The following is a 21,900-nucleotide window of genomic DNA, read 5'->3' on the forward strand; positions in this document are numbered from 1 at the left end:
CCCGGAGACGAGGAGACACGACGATGAGAACGACGAGGCATTCGATCGGGACCCCGCTGCGCGCGGCCGCGTTCGCGGCGGCGCTCGCGTGCGCGCTGCCGGCGCTGGCGACGAACGGCATGAACATGGAAGGCTACGGCCCGATCTCGACCGCGATGGGGGGTGCCTCGCAGGCGATCGACCACGGCACGGCGGCGCTCGCGCAGAACCCGGCGACACTCGCGCTGATGGGTCAGGGCGCACGCCTGGACGTCGCCCTCGGCGTGCTCGGACCTCACATCGAAAGCAGTGTCGGGCCGTTCTCGGCCAAGTCCGGCGGCACCTCGTATGTGATGCCCGCCCTCGGCTACGTGCGGCGCAACGGCGACATGGTCTACGGCCTGGGCGTGTTCGCCCAGGGCGGCATGGGCACCGAGTACAAGGCCGATTCGTTCCTCGCTGCCAGATCGGGCGAGCCGGTGCGCTCCGAACTCGGCGTCGGCCGCGTGCTGCTGCCGCTCGCCTACCAGGTGACGCCCGAGCTGGCGCTCGGCGGCACGCTCGACCTGATGTGGGCCGGGCTCGACATGCGGTTCGCGGCACGCGGCAGCGACCTCGTGCCGCTGGTGACCGGCGGTGACGGTTCGCTCTATGCGGGCCTGGCCAGCCTGGCCGACGCGTCGTGGGCGCGCATCGACTTCTCCGACTCGAGCGACTTCACCGGCAAGGCCAAGGCCATGGGCTGGGCCGCGAAGCTCGGCCTCGTCTACAAGGCGCGGCCCGACCTGACGCTGGGTGCCTCGTACCAGATCCAGTCGCGGCTCAACGACATGAAGACCTCGTCGTCCGGCGCGACCCTGAGCGCCGACGGCGGCATCGTGATCCCTGGGCGTATCACGGTGGTGGACTTCCAGTGGCCGTCGATGCTGGCGGCCGGCTTCGGCTGGCAGGCCACGCCGTCGCTGCTGATCGCCGCCGATGTCAAGCGGGTCAACTGGTCCGACGTGATGAAGGACTTCAAGTTCAAGTTCGACAACGCGAGCGGTTCGGTCAGCTTCGCGATTCCGCAGAACTGGAAGGACCAGACGATCTTCAGCGTGGGCATCGCCTATGCCGTCAACGGTCAGCTGACGCTGCGCGGGGGCGTCAACCTGGCCGACAACCCGGTCCCCGACGCGACGGTGAACCCGCTGTTCCCGGCCACCGTCGACAAGCACTACACCGTCGGCCTCGGCTACAAGTTCTCGCCGGCCAGCGAGTTCAACGGCTCGTTGACCGTCGCGCCGACCAATACCGTGACCAACACGAACACCGGCATCGAGATCTCGCACCGACAGCTGAACGTCCAGCTGATGTACACGCACCGCTTCTGACGCGATCCCGCCGGCGGGCCCGCCGCCGGCAGGGTAAAAAGCGGGCCTCACATACCCTAATGGGTATGTGGTACAGTCCGGTCCAGATCGACACTCCGGACCATGAACGTGTACCGCCCGCCCCTGATCGCCCTCGCCGCGGCCGCCGTCGTGGCGGCCGCCCCGTGGATCGCCGTCGCCGCCGGCCCGGTGCCCACCGTCGCCGTCGCGACGGGCACCGCCGCCGCCGGCTTCGAGCTCGACGGCGCGCTCGAGCCGCTGCGCCAGAGCACGGTGGCCGCCCAGGTCGCCGGCAACGTCACGCAGCTACTCGTCAAGGCCGGCGACCGCGTCACGGCCGGCCAGGTGCTCGCTCGCATCGACGACCGCGACACCGCCGCCGGCGTCGCGCAGGCCGACGCCGGCGTCGCCCAGGCCGAGGCCGCGTTCCGCAACGCGAAGGTCCACGCCGAGCGCACGCGCGAGCTGCGCGCGCAGCAGTTCGTCAGCCAGGCCGCGCTCGACGTCGCCGAGACGCAGTTCAAGGCCGCCGAAGCCTCGCTGCGCCAGGCGCAGGCGGCGCGCTCGCAGGCGGCGCTGGCGCGCGGCTTCACCGCGGTGACGGCGCCGTTCGCCGGCGTCGTGCTCGCGACGCACCTCGAAGCCGGCGACCTCGCCGCGCCCGGGCGCCCGGTGGCCACCGTCTACGTGCCCGGCGCGCTGCGCGCCGTCGTGCAGGTGCCCGGCTCGCGGCTGCCGCTGGCGCGCGCGGCGCAGCGCGTCGAGGTGCTGCTGCCCGGCGCGACGCAGTGGATCGCGCCGGCCAAGGTCACGCCGCTGCCGTCGGCCGACGCGGTGTCGCAGACCGTCGAGTGGCGGCTCGACCTGCCCGCCGACGCCGCCGCCGGCCAGCTGCCGGGGGCGACGGTGCGCGTGCGCTTCGCGGCGCCGTCCGCACCCGCCGCCGCCGATGCGGTGCCCACCGTGCCGGCCACGGCGCTGCTCAAGCGCGGCGAGCTGACCGCCGTCTACGTCGTGCAGGGCGATCGCTTCGTGCTGCGCGCGGTGCGCACCGGCGCCCCGGTGGGCGAGCAGGTGCAGGTGCTCGCCGGGCTGAAGGCCGGCGACCGCGTGGCCACCGACCCGGTGCGCGCCGGCCTGGCCGGCGCGACGCCGGCACCGTGAGGGGCGCGCGATGACGACGGAGCTGAAAGCCGCCGCCGACGCGGCCGGCGAACCGGGCGCGCCGATGGGCGTGTCGGGCCGCCTCGCCCGCGCATTCCAGGCCAACGCGATCACGCCGCTGCTGGCGCTCGTCGCGCTGCTGGTCGGCCTGTTCGCGGTGCTCGTGACGCCGCGCGAGGAAGAGCCGCAGATCAACGTCACGATGGCCAACGTGCTGATCCCGTTCCCCGGGGCCAGCAGCGCCGACGTGCAGAACATGGTCGCGCGCCCGGCCGAGCAGGTGCTCAGCCAGATCCACGGCATCGAGCACACCTATTCGGTCTCGCGCCCGGGCGTGGCGGTGCTGACGGTGCAGTTCCAGGTCGGCGTGCCGCGCACCGAGGCGCTGGTGCGGCTGTACGACGTGCTCAACGCCAACCAGGACTGGCTGCCTGGGGGGCTGGGCACGCTGCCGCCGATCGTGCGCCCGAAGGGCATCGACGACGTGCCGGTGCTCGCGGTGACGCTGTGGGCCGACGACGCGCGCAGCGCCGAGGAGCTCGAGCGCGTCGCGCACACCGTCGAAGCCGAGCTCAAGCGCGTGCGCGGCAGCCGCGAGGTGCAGACCATCGGCGGGCCCGGGCGCGTCGTGCAGGTCACGCTCGACCCGAGCCGGCTGCGCCAGCGCGGCATCGACGTCGTGCGGCTGCGCGAAACGCTGGCCGCCGCCAACTTCGGGATGCCCGCGGGCCAGGTGATGGGCGCGGCCGGTCAGGCGATGACGGTCGAGACGGGCGAGTTCCTGCGCTCGGCCGACGAGGTCGGCGACCTCGTCGTCGGCGTGCACGCCGGCAAGCCGGTGTACCTGCGCGAAGTCGCGCGCGTCGAGCCCGGCGCGGCGCAGCCGCAGCGCTACGTGTGGTTCACGCCCGGGGCGGCGCCGGCCGAGGCGCAGCCCGGCGGCCACGCCGTCGGGCCGGCCGGCACCGCGTACCCGGCAGTCACGATCACCGTGACGAAGAAGCCGGGCGAGAACGCGGTCGACGTCGCCGCGGCGGCGACGCAGCGCCTCGACGAGCTGCGCAACACCGTGATTCCCGACGGCATCCGCGCCACCGTGACGCGCGACTACGGCGCCACCGCGGCCGAGAAGGCCAACAAGCTGATCCAGAAGCTCGCGTTCGCGACCGGCTCGGTGATCATCCTCGTCGGCCTGGCGCTCGGCCGCCGCGAGGCGGTGATCGTCGGCGCGGCAGTGATCCTGACGCTGACGGCGACGCTGTTCGCGAGCTGGGCCTGGGGCTTCACGCTCAACCGCGTGAGCCTGTTCGCGCTGATCTTCTCGATCGGCATCTTGGTGGACGACGCGATCGTGGTGGTCGAGAACATCCACCGCCACCAGCAGCTGACGCCGGGCAGGCCGCTGGCCGAGATCATCCCGCTGGCGGTCGACGAGGTGGGCGGACCGACGATCCTCGCGACGCTGACCGTCATCGCCGCGCTGCTGCCGATGGCCTTCGTCACCGGGCTGATGGGCCCGTACATGGCGCCGATCCCGATCAACGCCAGCATGGGCATGGCGCTGTCGCTGGCGATCGCGTTCACCGTGACGCCGTGGCTCGCGCTGAAGCTGATGAAGTCGCACGGCCACGCCGCGCACGACGCCGGCGCCGACCACGCGCCGAAGGGGCTGGCCGGCAAGCTGTCGCGCCTGTTCACCGCGCTGCTGATGCCGCTGCTCGACAGTGCGCGCAAGCGCTGGCTGCTCGCCGCCGGCATCGTCGCCGCGCTCGCGCTGTCGGTGGGGCTGGCCGCGGTGCAGTGGGTCGTGCTGAAGATGCTGCCGTTCGACAACAAGAGCGAGTTCCAGGTCGTCGTCGACATGCCGGCCGGCACGCCGCTCGAGGACACCGCCGCCGCGCTGCACGACATGGCCGCCTTCCTCGCCCGGCAACCCGAGGTGCGCGACCTGCAGGGCTACGCCGGCACCGCGAGCCCGATCACGTTCAACGGCCTGGTGCGCCAGTACTACATGCGCGCCGACGCCGAGCAGGGCGACCTGCAGGTCAACCTCGTCGACAAGGCGCACCGCCACGAGCAGAGCCACGCGATCGCGCAGCGGCTGCGCCCCGAGCTCGAGAAGATCGCCGCCGCGCACGGCGCGCGCATCAAGGTCGTCGAGGTGCCGCCGGGCCCACCGGTGATGAGCCCGCTGGTGGCCGAGGTCTACGGCCCCGACGAGGCCGGCCGCCAGGCGCTCGCGCGCCGCATCGAGCAGGCCTTCCACGCGACGCCCGACATCGTCGCCGTCGACACCACGCTGAAGGAGGACGCACCGCGCGCCTTCCTGCGCGTGCAGCGCCAGCGCGCCGAGTCGCTCGGCATCCCGGTGGCGGTGGTCGCGCAGACGGTGCACGGCGCACTGTCGGGCGCCGACGCCGCGTGGCTGCACGATGGCCAGAGCAAGTACCCGGTGCCGGTGCGGCTGCAGCTGCCGCGCGAGGCGCAGGTGGGGCTGGACGCGCTGCTCGCGCTGCCGCTGCGCGCGGCCAACGGCCAGCTCGTGCCGCTGTCGGAGCTCGTGCGCGTCGAAAAGGGCGTCATCGACAAGCCGCTGTACACGAAGGACCTGCAGCACGTGAGCTACGTCTTCGGCGACGTCGGCGCCGGCGGCCGCACGCCCGACTCGCCGCTGTACGGCCTGTTCGGCATCCGCAGCCGCCTGGCGGAAGCGGCGCTGCCGGGCACGACGCTGGGCGAGTACTGGATCCGCCAGCCGAGCGACCCATACCGCGAATACGCGATCAAGTGGGACGGCGAGTGGCAGGTCACCTACGAGACCTTCCGCGACATGGGTGCCGCCTACGCGGTGGGGCTCGTGCTGATCTACCTGCTGGTGGTCGCGCAGTTCCGCAACTACGGCGTGCCGCTGGTCATCATGGCGCCGATCCCGCTGACGATCATCGGCGTGATGCCCGGCCACGCGCTGCTGGGCGCCAACTTCACCGCGACGTCGATGATCGGGATGATCGCGCTGGCCGGCATCATCGTGCGCAACTCGATCCTGCTGGTCGACTTCATCGACCTGCAGGTGAAGGAAGGCGTGCCGTTCAAGCAGGCGGTCGTCAACTCGGCCGCGGTGCGCGCGCAGCCGATTGCGCTGACGGCGCTGGCCGCGATGATCGGCGCCTTCTTCATCCTCGACGACCCGATCTTCAACGGGCTGGCGATCTCGCTGATCTTCGGCATCCTGGTGTCGACGCTGCTGACGCTCGTCGTGATCCCGGTCCTGTACTACGCGGCGTACCGGCGCCGCTTCGAAAGCCCGGTGCTTCCCTCGTGAACCCCAAGGAGTGAACCCATGACCGTCGAACGCTACATCCGCATCTTCGCGGGCCTGTTCATCATGCTGTCGCTGGCGATGGGCGTCGAAGGCTCGCCGCTGTTCGTCAGCAAGTGGTGGCTGGCCTTTACCGCCTTCGTCGGCTTCAACCTGTTCCAGTTCGGCTTCACCAACTTCTGCCCGCTCGGGCTGATCCTGAAGAAGCTCGGCGTGCCGGAATCGAAAGCCGGCGCCGCCTGCGCGAGCTGAGCCAAGGAGCGCGACAATGGCCGCCTCGACCGACTATCCAGACGACCGGGGTTGCGCCATGTCCATGCTGACCGACGAGAAGAGCCGTACCGACCTGCTCAACCGCCTCAAGCGCGCCGAAGGCCAGCTGCGCGGCATCCAGCGCATGATCGAGGAAGGCCAGGCCTGCCTCGACATCGCGAGCCAGATGGCCGCGGTGCGCAAGGCGCTCGACGCGACCTACGTGCGCATGACGGTGTGCTTCATGGAGCAGGAGCTCGCCACGCGCGTCGGCGACGGGCGCCGTGGCGAGTTGCACGCCGTGCTCGACGACGTGCAGACGCTGCTCGGCAAGGTGCGCTGACGCCGCGGCCGACGGAGCCGGCATGAGCGACAAGAGCGTCACCGTGCGCCTGACGCAGGCGCACGACTACCAGTTCGACGTGCACTTCGGCGACGGCGTGCCGCCGCTGCGCAGCGACGAGCCGCCGCCGCTCGGCCAGGGCGCCGGCCCGTCGCCGATGCAGCTGCTCGCCGCCGCGGTGGGCAACTGCCTGTCGGACTCGCTGCTGTTCGCGCTGCGCAAGTTCAAGCAGCAGCCCGAGCCGATCACGACCGAGGTCAGCGCCGAGGTCGGCCGCAACGCCGAAGGACGGCTGCGCGTGCTCGGCATGCGCGCCGTGCTGACGCTGGGCGTGCCGGCCGACGCGCTCGAGCACCTCGACCGCGTGCTGGCTCAGTTCGAGGCGTTTTGCACCGTCACGCAGAGCGTCGGCCAGGGCATCCCGATCACGGTGCAGGTCTTCGACGCCCACGGCGCCCGGCTGAAGTAGCCCCTGGGCGGCTGATCGCCGCCCCTTCGGCACCCGGGCGGCAGCGCGCCGCCCCTTCGGCACCCCGGCGGCTGCTCGTTGTCCCTTCGGGTTTGCCGCGTGAACGCCGCGCTGTTCGACCGATGGCCGTCACACACCGGCGCTATGGTCGGGACACCCCCTGCTCGGGTGGCGCTGACACCGGCCGTGTCAACCGCTGGCACGCCTCGTGCGTGGTGGGTGTGTGCAGCCACTTTCAGGGGTGTGCGTGTCGGCGTTCGAATTCGGCTCCCGGCGTCTGAGTTGCGGCATCGTGATCGTCAACGAGGCCGCCGAGCTGCTGCTGTGCCACGTCACCGGCCAGGACCACTGGGACCTGCCGAAGGGTGGCGCCCACACCGGCGAGTCGCCGCGCGAGGCGGCGCTGCGCGAAACGCGCGAGGAGACGGGCCTCGCGCTGGCCGACGCCGCGCTGCTCGACCTCGGCCGCTTCGCTTACACGGCGCGCACCGACTTGCACCTGTTCGCGACGCTGCAGCCGCGGCTCGACCCGCAGGGCCTGCGCTGCGAGAGCCGCTTCACGTGCCCGACGAGCGGGCGCAAGCTGCCCGAGATGGACGCCTTCGGCTGGTTCGCGTTCGACGCGGTCGCGGTGCAGTGCCGGCCGAAGCTCGCCTCGGTGCTCGTCAGCCGCGTCGACCTGCCGCGCGTGCTGCAGCAGTTGCGCCGCCACGCGCCGGTGGCCGCCTGAGCGCCGCCGCACCGGTGCCCCGCACGGGGCGCCTCGTCGGGGCAGGCGTCGCCACGGCAGCGCGGCGCCGCCGCCCGCGAGCGCGCGGCGTCAGAACCCGCCGGGCGGCTGCCAGCCGGCCGTGCCCATCGCCGGCACGCGTAGCGGCGGCAGAGGCGGTGCGGCCAGTGCCGCTCGCTCCTGCACCTCGCGCGCGAGCGCGGCCTTGACGACCTGCGCCAGCGCGCCGAGCTGCTCGGCGTAGGCGCCGAGGACGTCGTCGAGCGAGACGACGCCCACCAGCTGCCCCTGCGCGCCAGACACCAGCAGCCGGCGCACGCCGTGCTGCTGCATCTGCGCGACGGCGTCGGCCAAGCTGGCGTCCTCGGGCACCGCGACCAGCGGCCCGCGCACGAGCGCGCCGACGCGCACGGCGCCGGCGTCGAGCCCGCGCGCGAGCGCCTCGACGGCCAGGTCGCGGTCGGTGACGACACCGGCGACGGCGTCGCCGTCGGGCGTCGCGTGCGTGACGACGAGCGCGCCGACGTGGTGTTCGCGCAGGCGGCGCGCCGCGTCGGTGAGCGTGGCCCCGGCGTCGACGGTGACGACGGTGCGGGTGCAGATCGAGGCGATCGTCATGGCGGGTTCCTCCAGGGCGTGCGGTACGGCAAGTATGTGCGCGCCGCGCGGCCCGCCGGCGTGGAGTGGCGTCACTACCGGCGCCGAGAGTGCGGCCCCTAAGATGCCCGCGCATCGCGGCGCGGGAGACACCTCGTGTACGACTACCTCATCGTCGGCGGCGGCTCCGCCGGCTGTGTGCTCGCCGGGCGCCTGAGCGAGGACGCCGATGCGAGCGTGTGCCTGATCGAGGCCGGCCCGCGCGACGACAGCGTGCTGATCCACTGCCCCGCCGGCCTCGCGGTGCTGGCGCAGACCGGCGGTGCGAACTGGGCCTTCGAGACGGTGCCGCAACCGGGGCTGGGCGGTCGGCGCGGCTACCAGCCGCGCGGCAAGGTGCTCGGCGGGTCGAGCTCGATCAACGCGATGATCTATCTGCGCGGCCAGCGCGAGGACTACGACGCGTGGGCCGCCGCCGGCAACCCCGGCTGGGGCTGGGACGACGTGCTGCCGTACTTCCGCAAGGCAGAACACAACGAGCGCGGTGCCGACGCGTTCCACGCCACCGGCGGACCGCTGAACGTCGCCGACCTGCGCAGCCCGAACCGCTTCGCGCAACGCTTCGTCGAGGCCGCGCAGCAGGCCGGGTACCCGCTGAACCCCGATTTCAACGGCGCCGGGCAGGAAGGCTTCGGCCTGTACCAGGTCACGCACCGCGACGGCGAGCGCTGCAGCGCCGCCAAGGCCTACCTGACGCCGCACCTCGGCCGCACGAACCTGCACGTGCGCACCGGTGTGCAGGCGTTGCGCGTCGTCTTCGAGGGGCGCCGCGCCGTCGGCGTCGAGGTGCGCGAAGGCGGCCAGGTGCGCACGCTGCGCGCGCGGCGCGAAGTGCTGCTCAGCGCCGGCGCGCTGCAGTCGCCGCAGCTGCTGATGCTGTCGGGCATCGGGCCCGGTGCCGCGCTCCAGCGCCACGGCATCGCCGTCGTGCACGACCTGCCCGGCGTCGGCGCGAACCTGCACGACCACCCCGACGTCGTGCTCGGCTACGACGCGCCGCACCTGACCGAGCTGTTCGGCATCTCGCTGGCCGGCGCGGTGCGCGCCGTCAGGGGCATCGTCGAGTGGCGGCGCCGGCGCACCGGCATGCTGACGACCAACTTCGCCGAGGCCGGCGGCTTCGTGCGCAGCCGCCCCGACGTCGCGACGCCCGACCTACAGCTGCACTTCGTGGTCGGCAAGCTCGTCGACCACGGGCGCAAGACGGTGTTCGGCCACGGCTACTCGTGCCACGTGTGCCTGCTGCGCCCGGCCAGCCGCGGCAGCGTCTCGCTGGCCAGTGCCGACCCGCTGGCCGCGCCGCGCATCGACCCGAACTTCCTCGCCGAGCGCGGCGACGTCGACGCGCTGGTGCGCGGCGTCAAGATCACGCGCGAGATCCTCGCGCAGCCGGCCCTGGCCGCGCATGGCGCGCGCGAGTTCGCGACGTCGGCCGCGGCGCGCGACGACGCGCAGATCGAGCAGTTCGTGCGCCGCCACGCCGACACGATCTACCACCCGGTGGGCACCTGCCGCATGGGCCCAGGGCCGGGCGACGTCGTCGACGCGCAGCTGCGCGTGCACGGCGTGCAGGCGCTGCGCGTCGTCGACGCGTCGGTGATGCCGACCATCGTCAGCGGCAACACCAATGCGCCGACGATCATGATCGCAGAGAAGGCGGCCGACCTGATCCGCGCGGCGGCGAAGGCGGCGCCGCTCTGACGCGCGACATGGTGCCGCGCACGGCGGGCTACCGCTGTGGCGGCCCGTGCCACGGCCCGTGCGCCGGCCAGTACGCCTGCCACGCGACGATGGCCTGCGACGCCGCCTGCCGCAGCGCCGCGGAGGGTGTCGCCAGCGCCGCGAGCAGCGCTTTGGCCGTGTGCGGCACGTTGACGGGGCCGCCGGTGTCGGCATCCCAGGTCGCGATCCACGCGGCGAGCTTGCGCCGCTGCCCCGGCTCGCCGGGTGGACGCAGGCTCACGCGTGGCAGGCCGAAGGCCAGCGCGACGATGCGCGCGTGCAGGCTGCTTGCACACACCGCCCGCGCGCCGGCGACGATGGCGCACGTCTGCCACAGGTGCAGCGACTCGAACACGCGCACGCCGGCGGTCGGCAGCCGCGCGGCCAGCCGCTGCAGCACGCCGAGGTCGTCGTGCCACGGCGCGGCGCCGGCGCGCCACAGCACGACGCCGAGGCCCGTGGCGGCCTGCACCGCGCGCAGCTGCGCGGCCAGCACGTCGAGCGTCGCGTCGTCGCCGAAGGCCGCGCTCGCCTGCAAGGCGACGTAGCCGCCGGCGAACGCGGCGGTGGCGCGCTGCACGTCGCCTGCTCGCATGTGCGCGGCGATGCGCGCGCCGAACGCCTGCGCGACGAGCACCGCCGGGTCGGGCACGAGCGCGCACTCGACGCCGGCGTCGTGCAGCGCACGCTGCGTGACACGGTCGCGCACGCTCCGCGCGTCGGCCGCGCGCAGCTTGGCGACGACTTCGGCGCGCATCGCCGGCGCGCAGCGCGCCAGGTCGACACCGCCGACGCCGGCGACGACGAGGTGATCGACGTGCGGCAGCGCCCCGCGCGCGAGCAGGTACGGCGCGCGATCGTCGCGGCCGAGCGCGTCGCGCACCCAGCGCCGGCGCGTCGACGGGCGGCGCGCGAGCCACGCCAGCGTCGGCTGCACCTGCCCGGGCGGCAGCAGCATCACCGCGGCCTGCCACGCGGTGCAGGTCAGCAGCTCGCCACCAAGCTGCAGCACGCGCACCGGACGCTCGCCGACCTCGGCCGCGACTTCGGCCAGCGCGTGCACGCGATGGCCGCCGAGCGGGCGCAAGTCGCGCGAGGCCAGCCCGGCGAAGATCGGCGCCTCGCCGGGCTGCAGCGCCTGCGCGAGGTGCGCGAACAGCAGGTCGCCGAGGTTGTGGCGGTCGAACGCGCCGAAGACGACGAGCGACGCCGGTGAGCGCGCCGGGCCGGCACCGCCCGGCGCGCCGGCCGCGCCGCCGGGCGGCAGGCGGTCGTGCGGGTCGTCGCGGGGGCGACGGCAGCGGTTCACCGGCGGCGCGGTTCGGGGGGTCGGGACGGCGGGGCGCCGGCGCGTGCTCAGAAATCGGTACTGACGGTCTCGCGCGTGAACGCCGTCGTGTAGTCGATCAGCGCATCCAATGCCTTGGCGGCGCCGGGCTCGTCGCCGTCGGCGATGGCCTTGGCCAGTACGCCGTGCAGCGAGGCCATCGACTCGATGTCCCCCGCTTGCCGGTGGTGCAGGAACCAGAACCGCCGCGACAGGCCGTGCATCAGTCCCATCGCGCCGGCAGCGAACTCGTTGCGGGCCACGCGCACCGACAGGTCGTTGAACGCCTTGTCGGCGCGCATGAAGCGCGTCTGATCCTTGGTCTTCGCCGCGGTCATGAACTCGCGCGCGAGATCGGCGAACTGCTTGCGTTCGGCCTCGGTCGCACGGCGCGCGGCGAAGCGCGCGACGAGGCGCTCGACCTCGCGGCGCACTTCGAGCAGGCGCAGCTGCCGCTTGATGTCGAGCTCGGACACGAGCACGCCGCGACGCGGCAGGATCTGCACGAGGTGCTCGCGCGCCAGGCGCTGCAGCGCTTCGCGCACCGGGGTTCGCCCGATGCCCAGCCGCGCCGACAGCTCCGCCTCGCTGATCGCCGCCCCGGGCCTCAGCTCGAGCTGGACGATCATCTCCTCGATGCGCTCGTAGGCCTGTGTCGTCAGACTCGGTGACGGCGCGTGGTCACGTCGGGCCGCATCGGTCGCGCGCTTGACGGCCCGGCCGGCAGCGCTGCTGCGGCCCGAGGCCGATTTTCGAGCGAGGCCTTGCGTTGGCCGGTCCGCGATTTTTCTGGTCATCGACGCCTGCACCCGGAAAGTTCGCCGTGGAACGCGTGGCGCACGATGCGGGCGTAGTCGTCGGCCACGGCCCCGCCGGGCCAGGCCTTCGCCAACCGCTTCACCGCCAGTCCATCCGCCACCAGCCGTGGCAGGTCCTCCTCAGCGACCCCGAACGCTACCAGATCGGTGGCGATGCCGACGCGGCGGACCAGCTCGCGCGTGAGCACGGGCGCCGAGCGCGCCAGCGCGAGGCGGTCAGCGCCCTGCGCGCCGGCCAGCCGTGCGATCTCGGCCAGCTCGTCGCGCCGGACGTCGACCAGCGCGTCCATCACGTAGGGCAGCATGACGGCGTTGGTGCTGCCGTGGCTCGCGTGGGTCAACCCGGCGAGCGCATACGCCAGGCCGTGGACCGCGTTCAGGCCTGCCGTCGCGTACGACATCGCGGCATACAGGCTGGCCCGCGCCATGCCCCGGCGGGCCTGCCGGTCCTGCGGGTGCTCGAAGGCCGTGGCGAGGTGGCGGAACACGAGCGCCGTCGCCTCGCGGGCGAACATGACGGTGAGTTCGCTGCGCCCGCTGTAGCCGGGATCCGGGTCGCCCTCCACGTCGAAGTCGACGGCGTCCTTCGTCAGCCACGACTCGATCGCGTGCGTCAGCGCGTCGAGGCCCGCATCGGCGGTCACGCGCGCGGGGCACGTGAGCGTCAGTTCGGGGTCGACGACGGCGACGGCCGGCCGCAAGCCGTTGGCCATCAGCGCGACCTTCGTCGCGCTGCCCGGCTGCACGAGGATTGCGCCCGGCGTGATCTCCGAGCCGGTGCCCGCGGTGGTGGGCACGGCCACGAGCGGCAGCGGCGCGACGGGCCAGTCGGCGTGGCCGACCAGTTCGCCGACGGGCCGCGCGTTCGGGATCGTGACCGACAGCGCCTTGGCCAGGTCGATGTTGCTGCCGCCTCCCCACGCGATCAGGTGGTCGGGCGCCACACCCTCGCGGGCGACCCACTGTGTCGCCTCGTCGACCAGCGTCGTCGACGGGTCCGGCGCACCGCCGTCGAACACGTGCACCGCGACGCCGTGGCCCCGCAGCGCGGCGAGCAGCCCGCCGAACTCGGCGCTGTGCTGGACGAACCAGCGGTCGGTGACCACGAGGGCGCGCCGCCAGCCGAGGCGACGGCACAGCGGGGCGATGCGAAAGCGCGCGCCGTCGGCGCACAGCACGCGCGGTGGCGTGCACAGGGTGATCGGGTTGTCGGGACTTAGGGTCATGACGGATGCGTGGTCGTCGCCACGTTGAGAGACTTGCTGTACATCACTGACATACTACTGGCATGTTTGTGGGCAGCACAAGTCGCATCGCTGCGAGCCTCGAGCTTCGGCAGGCCGGCGCCGGCGCGCCGCTGGTGCTGATCCACGGCATCCAGGGCACCGCCGATGCGTGGTCACCCGTGCTGCCCCACCTGCTGCGGCGCCGTTGCGTCGCGCCGAACCTCCCCGGCCGCGGCCTGTCGCCGCGCTGGACGGCCGCCGAGACGCGCACGCACGACGCCTACTACCACATCGACCACTACGCCGACCTCGTGCACGCGCTGCTGCACGATCTGCGCAGCCGTCACGACGGGCCGCTCGCGCTGGCGGGCTGGAGCATGGGGGTCAGCGTGATCCTCTCGCTGCTGGCGCGCCACGGGCAGGCCGGGATCGACCGCATCGTGCTGGTCTCGGGCACGGCCTGCGCCGTACCGGGCGCCGTGTGGTTTCGCGGCGAGTCGGCGCGGGAGGTCGCCGAGGAAGCGCACGCGCGGGCGCGGCGGCTGGGACTGACCGCCGTCGCCGACGCCGATGCGGTCGCCGCGAGCTGGGCCTCGGTGCGTGCCGCAGACCTGCGTGCCGCCGCGCAGGCCGTCACCGTGCCCGCGCTCGTCATCCACGGCGAGGCCGACGACCAGTGCCCGCTGGCGCACGGCCTGTGGCTGGCGAACCACCTGCGCGCGAGCCGGTGGATGCCGCTGCCCGGCGTCGGACACGCCGCGCTGTCGCAGGCGACGACCGCCGTCGGCGAGGCGATGCGCGCCTTTCTCGAGGCTTGACACCGTTCGCCACGACTTCTACGATGCCACTGATATGTCAGTCGCATGTCATGGAGGCACGAATCATGATGACCGAAAAGCAGCGCCGCTTCCGTGAGCAGTACAAGGGCCGCATCAGCCCGTTCTACAACGGGTTCGTGCACACCGGCGTGATGTTCGCGGTGGGCATCGGGGCGATCTGGTACTGCCTGAACCAGCTCGACAACGCCACCTGGGAGTGGCTGCTCGTGGTGCCGGTGTTCCTCGCCGGCAACTTCATCGAGTGGGCCATGCACAAGTACGTGATGCACCGCCGCATCGACGTGTTCGCGCTGCGGGCCATCTACGAGCGCCACACGCGGGAGCACCACCAGTACTTCACCGACAACGACATCACGATCGACTCGCCGCGGGAGTTCCGCATCGTGTTCTTCCCGTGGCGCGTCCTCATCGTGCTCGGCGTCGCCGGAACGATCCTCGGCTGGATCGCCGCGCAGATCTTCAATCCCAACGCCGGCTACATCCTCTATATCACGATGGTCGGGCACTACCTCGTGTACGAGGTCTTCCACCTGTGCTGCCACGTGAAGGACAACTGGTTCGTGCGCCACATGCCGTTCATCAACACGATCCGGCGCCACCACACCGCGCACCACAACCAGGGAATCATGATGCACAAGAACATGAACCTGACCTTCCCCATCTTCGACTGGATCATGGGGACGAGCGACCTGAACCGCGGCCTGATCGGCACGCTGTTCAACGGCTACGACGAGACCTACATCAAGCCCGAGTTGAAACCCATCGTCGCGCGCTTCCGCAACAGCGACACCCAGGAGCAGCGCGTCACGCTCGATGGCCCGGTCCTCACCCCCGAGGAAAAGCAGGCGCTGGCCTGAGCCCTTCCAACCCTCCAGGAGACACACCATGAAACGACGCCACCTCATCGGCACCGGCGTGGCCGGGCTCGGCATGCTCGCAACCGTCGGCGCGCAGGCGCAGACGGGACCCACCTACAACTGGAAGATGGCCACCGGCTGGGCGGGCGGCCCGCTGATGGACATCGGCGCGAAGGCGTTCGCCGAACGCATGGAACTCCTGTCCGGAGGGCGCTTCAAGATCCAGACCTTCCCGGGCGGCGCGCTCGGCAACGCGCTGAAGGTTCCGGAGACCGTCAAGAACGGACTCGCCGAGTGCGGCCACACCTGGATCGGCTACGACTGGGGCAAGGATCCGACGACGGCGCTGTTCGGCGGCTACGCCGGCAGCTTCGACGCCGAGCGCATGCTGCACTGGCTGTACGAGGCCGGCGGCGCCGAGATGCAGCGCGAGTTCCGCGAAGAGGTCGACGGCGTGATCTCGTTCCCGCTGTTCATGCGCACCGCGGAGGTCTTCCTTCACTCGCGCCGCCCGGTGCGCACGCTGGCCGACCTCAAGGGGCTGAAGCTGCGCACCGCCGGGGCCTGGCTCGAGATGGCGAAGGACCTCGGCGCGGCCCCGGTCACCACCGCCGGCGGCGACGTGTTCCCGATGCTCGAGCGCGGCGCCATCGACGCGACCGAGTGGGGCACCCTGTGGGAAAACATCTCGCCGGGCTTCTTCAAGGTCGCCAAGTTCCTGAGCTACCCCGGCGTGCACCAGCCCTGCGCGCCGTTCGAGCTCGTCATCAACAAGGGCGTGTGGGACAAGATGCCGGCCAACGACCGCCGCCTCGTCGAAGTCGTCGCCAAGCTGGTCACGTTCGAGAGCTGGGCGCGGATTGGCGCCGAAGATGCGAAGGCGTTCGACTTCTACAAGAAGAACGGCGTGACGATGATCGAGCTGGACGACGAGGTTCAGTTCGCGACCCGCAAGCTCGGGCTCGAGTGGGCGGCGAAGACCGCGCAGGAGGGCAAGTTCAAGTGGTTCGCGCGGGTGCACAAGAGCCAGCAGGACTTCGACCTCGCCTGGCGTGACGCCGACAGCTGGCGCAAGGTCAAGGTGCAGAGGGCCTGAGCGTCTCATGTGGCGCGCGCCCGCGCAGGCGCGCGCCACTGCCGCGGGACGCCACGGCCCGCTGACCACAGGGGACATCCGTGAATCACTTCATCGGCCATGCCGAACGGCTGGTCGTGGGCATCGGCACGTTCGCCGCGCTGCTCCTCGTGCCGCTGGTGCTGGCCACCACCTGGGAGGTCGTGGCGCGGTATGCGTTCGGCGCGCCGACGATCTGGGCCTACGAGATCGGCTACACGCTCACCGGCGCGCACTTCCTCCTGGCGCTGGCGTACACCCTGCGCCAGGGTGAGCACATCCGCATCGACGTCTTCAGCGGCAAGATGCCGCGAAGGCTGCGCCACGCCGTCGACGCCGTCGTCTACGCCCTCGTACTGCCGATCCTGATCTGGCTGGTCGCGACGCTGTGGCGGTACATGAGCGAGGGCTACGCGCGCGGCGAGACGTCCGGCCAGTCGGCGCTCAACCTGCCGGTGTGGCCGTTCCGGCTCGTTTTCTGCGTCGCCTTCGCGACGCTGTGCCTGCAGGTGCTGTGCGAGCTGCTGAAGTCGCTCGCCGCGCTGGCGCAACCGCGGCGGCCGTCGTGATGGAGTACCTGCCGTTCCTGATGCTGCCCGTCGCGTTCGGGCTGATGTTCCTCGGCGTGCAGGTCGCGTTCGCAATGCTGCTGACCGCGACGCTGTTCGGTCTCGTCACCTTCGGCGCGGCGGTCGTCCATCAGTTCGTCGAGAAGATCGACGACCTCGCGTCCAACTTCGTCTTCGCCGCGATCCCGCTGTTCGTCTTCATGGGCGCGGTGCTCGAGAAGTCGGGCATCGCCGACCGGCTCTTCGAGGCGGTGCACATCTGGACGCGGCGCCTGCCCGGCGGGCTGGCGATCGCGACGGTGGTGATGTGCATCATCTTCGCCGCCTCGAGCGGCGTCATCGGCGCGACCGAGTCGATCGTGGGCCTGCTGACGATCCCGATCATGCTGCGCTACGGCTACGACAAGCGGCTGATCAGCGGCGTCATCTGCGCGGGCGGTTCGCTGGGCACGATCATCCCGCCGTCGGTCGTCGTCATCGTGATGGGGCCGCTGGCCAACGTGTCGGTCGGCGACCTGATGTACGGCATGGTGCTGCCTGGGCTGCTGCTGGCCGGCCTGTACCTCGTCTACATCCTGGCGCTGTGCATCGTCAAGCCCGGGCACGGGCCGCGGATCCCGCGCGAGCCCGACGAGCCGGGGCTGGGTCAAAAGCTCGCGATCACGGCCCGCAACCTCGTGCCGCCGCTGGCGATGATCGTCGCGGTGCTGGGCTCCATCCTCGGCGGCGTGGCCTCGCCGACGGAGGCGGCGAGCATCGGCTGCGTGTGCGCGGTGCTGCTCACGGTGATGTACGGCCGCTTCACGTGGCCGGGGATGTACGACGCACTGCTGAAGACGGTGCGCGTGACGGCGATGATCATGGCCGTGCTGCTCGGCGGGACGCTGTTCACCGGCGTGTTCGTCGGCAGCGGCGGCATCGGGCTGGCCAGCACGCTGATCGGCGAGATGAACCTGGGGCCGTGGGCGCTGCTGCTCCTGCTGCTGCTGGTGCTGTTCATCGCCGGCTTCTTCCTCGACTGGATCTCGATCGTCCTGATCTTCCTGCCGATCTTCACGCCGCTGGTCACGGCCGCCGGCTTCGATCCGGTGTGGTTCTGCATCCTGTTCCTCATCATGATCCAGACCAGCTACCTGACGCCGCCGCTGGCACCCGCGATCTTCTACCTGCGCGCCGTCGCCCCGCCGGAGATCACGATGCGGCACATGTATGCGGGCATGGTGCCGTTCATCGGCCTGCAGGTGATCGTGCTCGCCGCGACGCTGTACTGGCCGCCCCTGGTGACGTGGCTGCCGCAGCTCGCGCTGCAGCTGCGCTGACGACGAGCCGGCCGTGGCGCCGCGAGCACGCAAGCCCGCACAGGACGCATCATGAAGCCCACCCGCGACCCCTTCGCCCTGTTTCTCGGCGCGCACGACGCGATCCGCGACGCGCTGGCACAGCTCGAGCAGCTCGCGGCATGGCCCGCCGAGATGCCCTACGGCGACGAGCAGCGGGCGTCGGCGCGCGACCTGCTCGGCGTGTTCGAGCAGGTCATCGTGCCGCACCATCGCGAGGAGGAGCGCGAGTTCTGGCCGCTCGTCGCACGCGCGGACGCCACCGCCGAACAGCGCGAAAGCGTCTTGGGCCTCGCGCAGCGCCTGCAGGCCGAGCACGAGGCGCTCGAGCGGTTGTGGACGCAGGCGACCCGCTCGCTGCACGGCATCGCGGCCGGCCAGCGGGAGGGGGTGGACGCGCAGGCGCTGCGCCGCCTCGTCGAGGCCTATCGACAGCACGCCCAGCTCGAGGACGAGGTGCTGGTGCCGCTCGCGCGATGCCTGCTCTCCCCCGACGCGCAGGACCGTCTCGCGATCGCGGTCCTGCTGTCGCGGCTGCCGGCCGCGAAGTGGGGCATGCTGTGAGCGGCCATCGGCCGCCCGAGCCGCCCGGACCCGGGGTCAGACGCCGAGTCGGCGCGCGAGGTCGACGAAGTCGTCGGCGACGAGATCGAACTCGCCGTCGCTCCACGGCTCCATCGCCGCCCCCGCGCCGCGCTCGAGCGGGCGCGGTACGTAGGCCGTCATCAGGCCGGCGGCGCGTGCCGCGCTCAGGTCGCTCGGGTGCGCCGCGACCATCAGCACCTGCGACGGCGGCAGGTCGAGCAGGCGGCACGCACCGAGATAGACCTCGCGGTCGGGCTTGTAGTGGCCGAACAGCTCGGCGCTGAAGATCGCATCCCACGGCAGCCCGGCGTGCCGCGCCATGTCGACGAGCAGCCGCACGTTCCCGTTCGACAGCGTCGCGACCGGAAACCGCGCCTTCAGCCGCGTCAGTCCCTCGACGCTGTCGGGCCAGGGGTCGAGGCGGTGCCAGACGCGGTTGAACTCGGCGGCTTCGGCATCGTCGAGCACGATGCCGCGGGCCGCGAGCAGCCGGTCGAGGATGCGCCGGTGCAAACCGTCGAGGTTGGTCCACGGCAGCGCGCCGCGGCGCACCTCGCCCATCGCCACCGGATAGCCGGCGCGCCATTCGTCGGCGAACGCGGCCCAGTCGACGTCGAGGCCGCGGTCACGCGGCTGCACGCCGTGCTGCGCGCGTCGCTCGGCGCCGCGGCCTCGCCAGCGACGTGCCCGCGTGCGACTTCTACGCCGCGACGTTCGAGCGGCTGTTCCGCGCGCTGGTGCACCCGCGCGCGAGCGTCGCCGAGACCGCCTGCGAGGCCTGCGGCGACGACGCGTGCCGCTTCGAGGTGCGGTGGTGAGCCGGGCCGCACCCGGCGCGCGGTGCAAGGGGGTGGGCGGCCTAGAATCCCGGATCCGCCCGCCACGGCGGGCGCTCTAGCCCTGCCGCCGATGACCCTCTCCGCCCTCACCGCGCTGTCCCCGCTGGACGGCCGCTACGCCGCCAAGCTTGCGGCGCTGCGCCCGCTGCTGTCGGAGTTCGGCCTGATGCACCGCCGCGTGCAGGTCGAGGTCGAGTGGTTCATCGCGCTGTCGGACGCCGGCTTCGCCGAGTTCAAGCCGCTGTCGGAGGCCGCGCGCGGGCTGCTGCGCGGGCTGGTGGTGCGCTTCTCGGAGGCCGACGCGCAGGCGATCAAGGACATCGAGAAGACGACGAACCACGACGTCAAGGCCGTCGAGTACTGGCTGAAGTCGCGCTTCGACAGCCACGCCGAACTGAAGGCCGCCGGCGAGTTCGTGCACTTCGCCTGCACCAGCGAGGACATCAACAACACGGCGCACGCGCTGATGCTCGATGCCGCGCGCCGCCAGGTGCTGCTGCCCGCGCTCGACGGCGTGGTCGACCGCTTGCGCGCGATGGCGCACGCGTTCGCCGACGTGCCGATGCTGTCGCGCACGCACGGCCAGACCGCCAGCCCGACGACGGTGGGCAAGGAGATCGCCAACGTCGTCGCGCGCCTGGCCACCGCGCGCGAGCGCATCGCCGGCGTGCGGCTGCTCGCGAAGATGAACGGCGCGGTGGGCAACTACAACGCGCACCTCGCGGCGTGGCCCGACTTCGACTGGGAGCGCTTCGCGCGCCACGTCGTCGAGGACCGTCTGGGGCTGGCGTTCAACCCGTACACGATCCAGATCGAGCCGCACGACTCGATGGCCGAACTGTTCGACGCCATCACGCGCTGCGACACGATCCTCGTCGACTGGTGCCGCGACGCGTGGGGCTACATCTCGCTGGGCTACTTCCGGCAGAAGCTCAAGCCCGGCGAGGTCGGCTCGTCGACGATGCCGCACAAGGTCAACCCGATCGACTTCGAGAACGCCGAGGGCAACTTCGGGCTGGCCAACGCGCTGCTCGCGCACCTGAGCCAGAAGCTGCCGATCTCGCGCTTCCAGCGCGACCTCACCGACAGCACGGTGCTGCGCAACATGGGCGTCGCGCTCGGCTACGCGGTGCTCGGGCTGGACTCGCTCGCGCGCGGGCTCGACAAGCTCGAGCTCGACCGTGCGGCGCTGGCGGCCGACCTCGACGCGGCCTGGGAGGTGCTGGCCGAGGCGATCCAGACCGTGATGCGCCGCCACGGACTGCCCGAGCCGTACGAGCGGCTGAAGGCGCTCACGCGCGGGCAGGCCGTCACGCGCGAGACGATCGCCGCGTTCATCGACGGCCTCACCGACCTGCCGGCGGCCGAGCGCGAGCGTCTGAAGGCGATGACGCCGGCGTCGTACACCGGCGCCGCGGCCGCACTGGCACGCCGCATCTGAACGCGCGCCGCCGCGGCGGCGACGGACCGCGGTGACCCTGTACAGTTGACCGGCGTGAACTTCGTCGAGGCCCTGCGGGCCGCCACCCATCGCCACGACTCGATGCTGTGCGTCGGGCTCGACCCCGAGCCGTCGAGGTTTCCGCACGCATGGCGCGGCGACGCGGCGCGCATCTTCGACTTCTGCGCGGCGATCGTCGACGCGACGCGCGACCTCGTCTGCGCCTTCAAGCCGCAGATCGCCTACTTCGCGGCACACCGCGCCGAGGACCAGCTCGAGCGGCTCGTCGCGCACATCCACGCGGTGGCGCCCGGCGTGCCGGTGATCCTCGACGCCAAGCGCGGCGACATCGGCGCGACCGCCGAGCAGTACGCGCGCGAGGCCTTTGAGCGCTACGCCGCCGACGCCGTGACGCTGTCGCCGTTCATGGGCTTCGACTCGCTCGAGCCGTTCCTGCGCTGGGACGGCAAGGGCGCGATCCTGCTGTGCCGCACCTCGAACCCCGGCGGCGACGACCTGCAGGCGCAGCGGCTCGACGGCGGCGAGCGCGTCTACGAGCGCGTCGCGCGACTGGCCGCGGGCCCGTGGAACCGCAACGGCCAGCTCGGCCTCGTCGTCGGCGCCACCTACCCGGCCGAGATCGCGCGCGTGCGCGAGCTCGCGCCGGCGCTGCCGCTGCTGATTCCGGGCGTCGGCGCGCAGGGCGGCGACGCCGAGGCCACCGTGCGCGCCGGCTGGCGGCCTGGCGGGCCGATCGTCGTCAACTCGTCGCGCGCGATCCTGTACGCCGACGCGAGCGCCGACTTCGCCGCTGCCGCGCGCGAGGCGGCGTGCCGCACCCGCGATGCGCTGAACCGCGCGCGCGCGGCCGACGGCGTGTGACATTGCGCACGGCCCACCGCCTGTCGCGCCACCCCCGTTTCAGTTTGTTGCGGTCGCC

22 protein-coding genes are annotated in these 21,900 nt (G+C 72.2%); 17 read left to right on the forward strand and 5 right to left on the reverse strand.

Features of this window, described 5'->3' with window-relative positions; all coding sequences use genetic code 11:
* Positions 1-23: 23 nt before the first annotated feature.
* The 7 genes from DRV96_RS08730 to DRV96_RS08760 all read left to right on the forward strand — a co-directional run bounded on the left by DRV96_RS08730 (position 24) and on the right by DRV96_RS08760 (position 7,629).
* A complete protein-coding gene (locus DRV96_RS08730) occupies positions 24-1,352 on the forward strand; it encodes an OmpP1/FadL family transporter (RefSeq protein ID WP_119289975.1) in 1,329 nt (442 codons plus the stop codon).
* Positions 1,353-1,454: 102 nt separating this feature from the next.
* Complete coding sequence (locus DRV96_RS08735; protein WP_119289977.1) at positions 1,455-2,516, forward strand: efflux RND transporter periplasmic adaptor subunit; 1,062 nt, start codon at positions 1,455-1,457, stop codon at positions 2,514-2,516.
* A gap of 10 nt (positions 2,517-2,526) precedes the next feature.
* Positions 2,527-5,838, forward strand: a complete 3,312-nt coding sequence (locus DRV96_RS08740; protein WP_235823340.1) for an efflux RND transporter permease subunit — start codon at positions 2,527-2,529, stop codon at positions 5,836-5,838.
* Positions 5,839-5,856: 18 nt separating this feature from the next.
* On the forward strand, positions 5,857-6,087 hold the full coding sequence (locus DRV96_RS08745; RefSeq protein WP_119289979.1) for a YgaP family membrane protein: 231 nt from the start codon (positions 5,857-5,859) through the stop codon (positions 6,085-6,087).
* Positions 6,088-6,145: 58 nt separating this feature from the next.
* Complete coding sequence (locus DRV96_RS08750; protein ID WP_119289981.1) at positions 6,146-6,430, forward strand: metal-sensing transcriptional repressor; 285 nt, start codon at positions 6,146-6,148, stop codon at positions 6,428-6,430.
* Between the two features lie 22 nt (positions 6,431-6,452).
* Complete coding sequence (locus DRV96_RS08755) at positions 6,453-6,899, forward strand: OsmC family protein (RefSeq protein ID WP_119289983.1); 447 nt, start codon at positions 6,453-6,455, stop codon at positions 6,897-6,899.
* Between the two features lie 247 nt (positions 6,900-7,146).
* The gene (locus DRV96_RS08760) at positions 7,147-7,629 is read left to right on the forward strand and encodes an NUDIX hydrolase (RefSeq protein ID WP_119290037.1); all 483 of its coding nucleotides are present in this window, start codon (positions 7,147-7,149) and stop codon (positions 7,627-7,629) included.
* Positions 7,630-7,719: 90 nt separating this feature from the next.
* Here DRV96_RS08760 and DRV96_RS08765 read toward each other — a convergent pair whose 3' ends face one another.
* Complete coding sequence (locus DRV96_RS08765) at positions 7,720-8,247, reverse strand: CBS domain-containing protein (protein WP_119289986.1); 528 nt, start codon at positions 8,245-8,247, stop codon at positions 7,720-7,722.
* Positions 8,248-8,382: 135 nt separating this feature from the next.
* Here DRV96_RS08765 and DRV96_RS08770 point away from each other — a divergent pair, with 135 nt between their 5' ends.
* Entirely contained in the window at positions 8,383-9,987 is a 1,605-nt protein-coding gene (locus DRV96_RS08770) for a GMC family oxidoreductase (protein ID WP_119289988.1), read from the forward strand.
* Between the two features lie 28 nt (positions 9,988-10,015).
* Here the strand turns inward: DRV96_RS08770 and DRV96_RS08775 are convergent, their stop codons facing one another.
* The 3 genes from DRV96_RS08775 to DRV96_RS08785 all read right to left on the reverse strand — a co-directional run bounded on the left by DRV96_RS08775 (position 10,016) and on the right by DRV96_RS08785 (position 13,379).
* A complete protein-coding gene (locus tag DRV96_RS08775) occupies positions 10,016-11,317 on the reverse strand; it encodes a polysaccharide pyruvyl transferase family protein (RefSeq protein ID WP_210757003.1) in 1,302 nt (433 codons plus the stop codon).
* A 47-nt stretch (positions 11,318-11,364) separates the two neighbouring features.
* Positions 11,365-11,964 carry a GntR family transcriptional regulator gene (locus DRV96_RS08780; protein WP_235823341.1) on the reverse strand — a complete coding sequence of 200 codons (600 nt, stop codon included), beginning with the start codon at positions 11,962-11,964 and terminating at the stop codon, positions 11,365-11,367.
* A gap of 164 nt (positions 11,965-12,128) precedes the next feature.
* The gene (locus tag DRV96_RS08785; RefSeq protein ID WP_119289990.1) at positions 12,129-13,379 is read right to left on the reverse strand and encodes an iron-containing alcohol dehydrogenase; all 1,251 of its coding nucleotides are present in this window, start codon (positions 13,377-13,379) and stop codon (positions 12,129-12,131) included.
* Between the two features lie 62 nt (positions 13,380-13,441).
* Here DRV96_RS08785 and DRV96_RS08790 point away from each other — a divergent pair, with 62 nt between their 5' ends.
* The 6 genes from DRV96_RS08790 to DRV96_RS08815 all read left to right on the forward strand — a co-directional run bounded on the left by DRV96_RS08790 (position 13,442) and on the right by DRV96_RS08815 (position 18,659).
* A complete protein-coding gene (locus DRV96_RS08790) occupies positions 13,442-14,197 on the forward strand; it encodes an alpha/beta fold hydrolase (RefSeq protein ID WP_119289993.1) in 756 nt (251 codons plus the stop codon).
* Positions 14,198-14,262: 65 nt separating this feature from the next.
* The gene (locus tag DRV96_RS08795; protein WP_119290044.1) at positions 14,263-15,075 is read left to right on the forward strand and encodes a sterol desaturase family protein; all 813 of its coding nucleotides are present in this window, start codon (positions 14,263-14,265) and stop codon (positions 15,073-15,075) included.
* Positions 15,076-15,103: 28 nt separating this feature from the next.
* On the forward strand, positions 15,104-16,171 hold the full coding sequence (gene dctP, locus DRV96_RS08800) for a TRAP transporter substrate-binding protein DctP (protein WP_119289994.1): 1,068 nt from the start codon (positions 15,104-15,106) through the stop codon (positions 16,169-16,171).
* Between the two features lie 80 nt (positions 16,172-16,251).
* Complete coding sequence (locus DRV96_RS08805; RefSeq protein WP_119289996.1) at positions 16,252-16,758, forward strand: TRAP transporter small permease subunit; 507 nt, start codon at positions 16,252-16,254, stop codon at positions 16,756-16,758.
* The gene (locus DRV96_RS08810; RefSeq protein WP_235823342.1) at positions 16,758-18,077 is read left to right on the forward strand and encodes a TRAP transporter large permease; all 1,320 of its coding nucleotides are present in this window, start codon (positions 16,758-16,760) and stop codon (positions 18,075-18,077) included. Before DRV96_RS08805 ends, DRV96_RS08810 begins: the two co-directional genes overlap by 1 nt.
* A 51-nt stretch (positions 18,078-18,128) precedes the next feature.
* Positions 18,129-18,659 carry a hemerythrin domain-containing protein gene (locus DRV96_RS08815; protein ID WP_119290000.1) on the forward strand — a complete coding sequence of 177 codons (531 nt, stop codon included), beginning with the start codon at positions 18,129-18,131 and terminating at the stop codon, positions 18,657-18,659.
* A gap of 36 nt (positions 18,660-18,695) precedes the next feature.
* Here the strand turns inward: DRV96_RS08815 and DRV96_RS08820 are convergent, their stop codons facing one another.
* The gene (locus DRV96_RS08820; RefSeq protein ID WP_119290002.1) at positions 18,696-19,319 is read right to left on the reverse strand and encodes a haloacid dehalogenase type II; all 624 of its coding nucleotides are present in this window, start codon (positions 19,317-19,319) and stop codon (positions 18,696-18,698) included.
* Positions 19,320-19,363: 44 nt separating this feature from the next.
* On the opposite strand from DRV96_RS08820, the gene DRV96_RS18570 reads away from it, so the two are divergent.
* The 3 genes from DRV96_RS18570 to pyrF all read left to right on the forward strand — a co-directional run bounded on the left by DRV96_RS18570 (position 19,364) and on the right by pyrF (position 21,842).
* Positions 19,364-19,498 (forward strand): 4-vinyl reductase, encoded by a 135-nt coding sequence (locus tag DRV96_RS18570; protein WP_235823343.1) that lies wholly within the window; start codon positions 19,364-19,366, stop codon positions 19,496-19,498.
* Between the two features lie 91 nt (positions 19,499-19,589).
* The gene (purB, locus tag DRV96_RS08830; protein ID WP_119290006.1) at positions 19,590-20,960 is read left to right on the forward strand and encodes an adenylosuccinate lyase; all 1,371 of its coding nucleotides are present in this window, start codon (positions 19,590-19,592) and stop codon (positions 20,958-20,960) included.
* Positions 20,961-21,014: 54 nt separating this feature from the next.
* Complete coding sequence (gene pyrF, locus DRV96_RS08835) at positions 21,015-21,842, forward strand: orotidine-5'-phosphate decarboxylase (RefSeq protein WP_119290046.1); 828 nt, start codon at positions 21,015-21,017, stop codon at positions 21,840-21,842.
* Positions 21,843-21,900: the final 58 nt, after the last annotated feature.

This window comes from Azohydromonas sediminis, assembly GCF_003574675.1.
In the GTDB taxonomy this organism is placed as follows: domain Bacteria; phylum Pseudomonadota; class Gammaproteobacteria; order Burkholderiales; family Burkholderiaceae_C; genus Calidifontimicrobium; species Calidifontimicrobium sediminis.

What these genes read in the sequence shown, in the direction of transcription:
- DRV96_RS08730 (WP_119289975.1), top strand. Translation starts at nt 24, where the DNA reads ATGAGAACGACGAGGCATTCGATCGGGACCCCGCTGCGCGCGGCCGCG.
- DRV96_RS08735 (WP_119289977.1), top strand. Translation starts at nt 1,455, where the DNA reads ATGAACGTGTACCGCCCGCCCCTGATCGCCCTCGCCGCGGCCGCCGTC.
- DRV96_RS08740 (WP_235823340.1), top strand. Translation starts at nt 2,527, where the DNA reads ATGACGACGGAGCTGAAAGCCGCCGCCGACGCGGCCGGCGAACCGGGC.
- DRV96_RS08745 (WP_119289979.1), top strand. Translation starts at nt 5,857, where the DNA reads ATGACCGTCGAACGCTACATCCGCATCTTCGCGGGCCTGTTCATCATG.
- DRV96_RS08750 (WP_119289981.1), top strand. Translation starts at nt 6,146, where the DNA reads ATGTCCATGCTGACCGACGAGAAGAGCCGTACCGACCTGCTCAACCGC.
- DRV96_RS08755 (WP_119289983.1), top strand. Translation starts at nt 6,453, where the DNA reads ATGAGCGACAAGAGCGTCACCGTGCGCCTGACGCAGGCGCACGACTAC.
- DRV96_RS08765 (WP_119289986.1), bottom strand. Translation starts at nt 8,247, where the DNA reads ATGACGATCGCCTCGATCTGCACCCGCACCGTCGTCACCGTCGACGCC.
- DRV96_RS08780 (WP_235823341.1), bottom strand. Translation starts at nt 11,964, where the DNA reads ATGATCGTCCAGCTCGAGCTGAGGCCCGGGGCGGCGATCAGCGAGGCG.
- DRV96_RS08785 (WP_119289990.1), bottom strand. Translation starts at nt 13,379, where the DNA reads ATGACCCTAAGTCCCGACAACCCGATCACCCTGTGCACGCCACCGCGC.
- DRV96_RS08790 (WP_119289993.1), top strand. Translation starts at nt 13,442, where the DNA reads ATGTTTGTGGGCAGCACAAGTCGCATCGCTGCGAGCCTCGAGCTTCGG.
- DRV96_RS08795 (WP_119290044.1), top strand. Translation starts at nt 14,263, where the DNA reads ATGATGACCGAAAAGCAGCGCCGCTTCCGTGAGCAGTACAAGGGCCGC.
- dctP (WP_119289994.1), top strand. Translation starts at nt 15,104, where the DNA reads ATGAAACGACGCCACCTCATCGGCACCGGCGTGGCCGGGCTCGGCATG.
- DRV96_RS08810 (WP_235823342.1), top strand. Translation starts at nt 16,758, where the DNA reads ATGGAGTACCTGCCGTTCCTGATGCTGCCCGTCGCGTTCGGGCTGATG.
- DRV96_RS08815 (WP_119290000.1), top strand. Translation starts at nt 18,129, where the DNA reads ATGAAGCCCACCCGCGACCCCTTCGCCCTGTTTCTCGGCGCGCACGAC.
- purB (WP_119290006.1), top strand. Translation starts at nt 19,590, where the DNA reads ATGACCCTCTCCGCCCTCACCGCGCTGTCCCCGCTGGACGGCCGCTAC.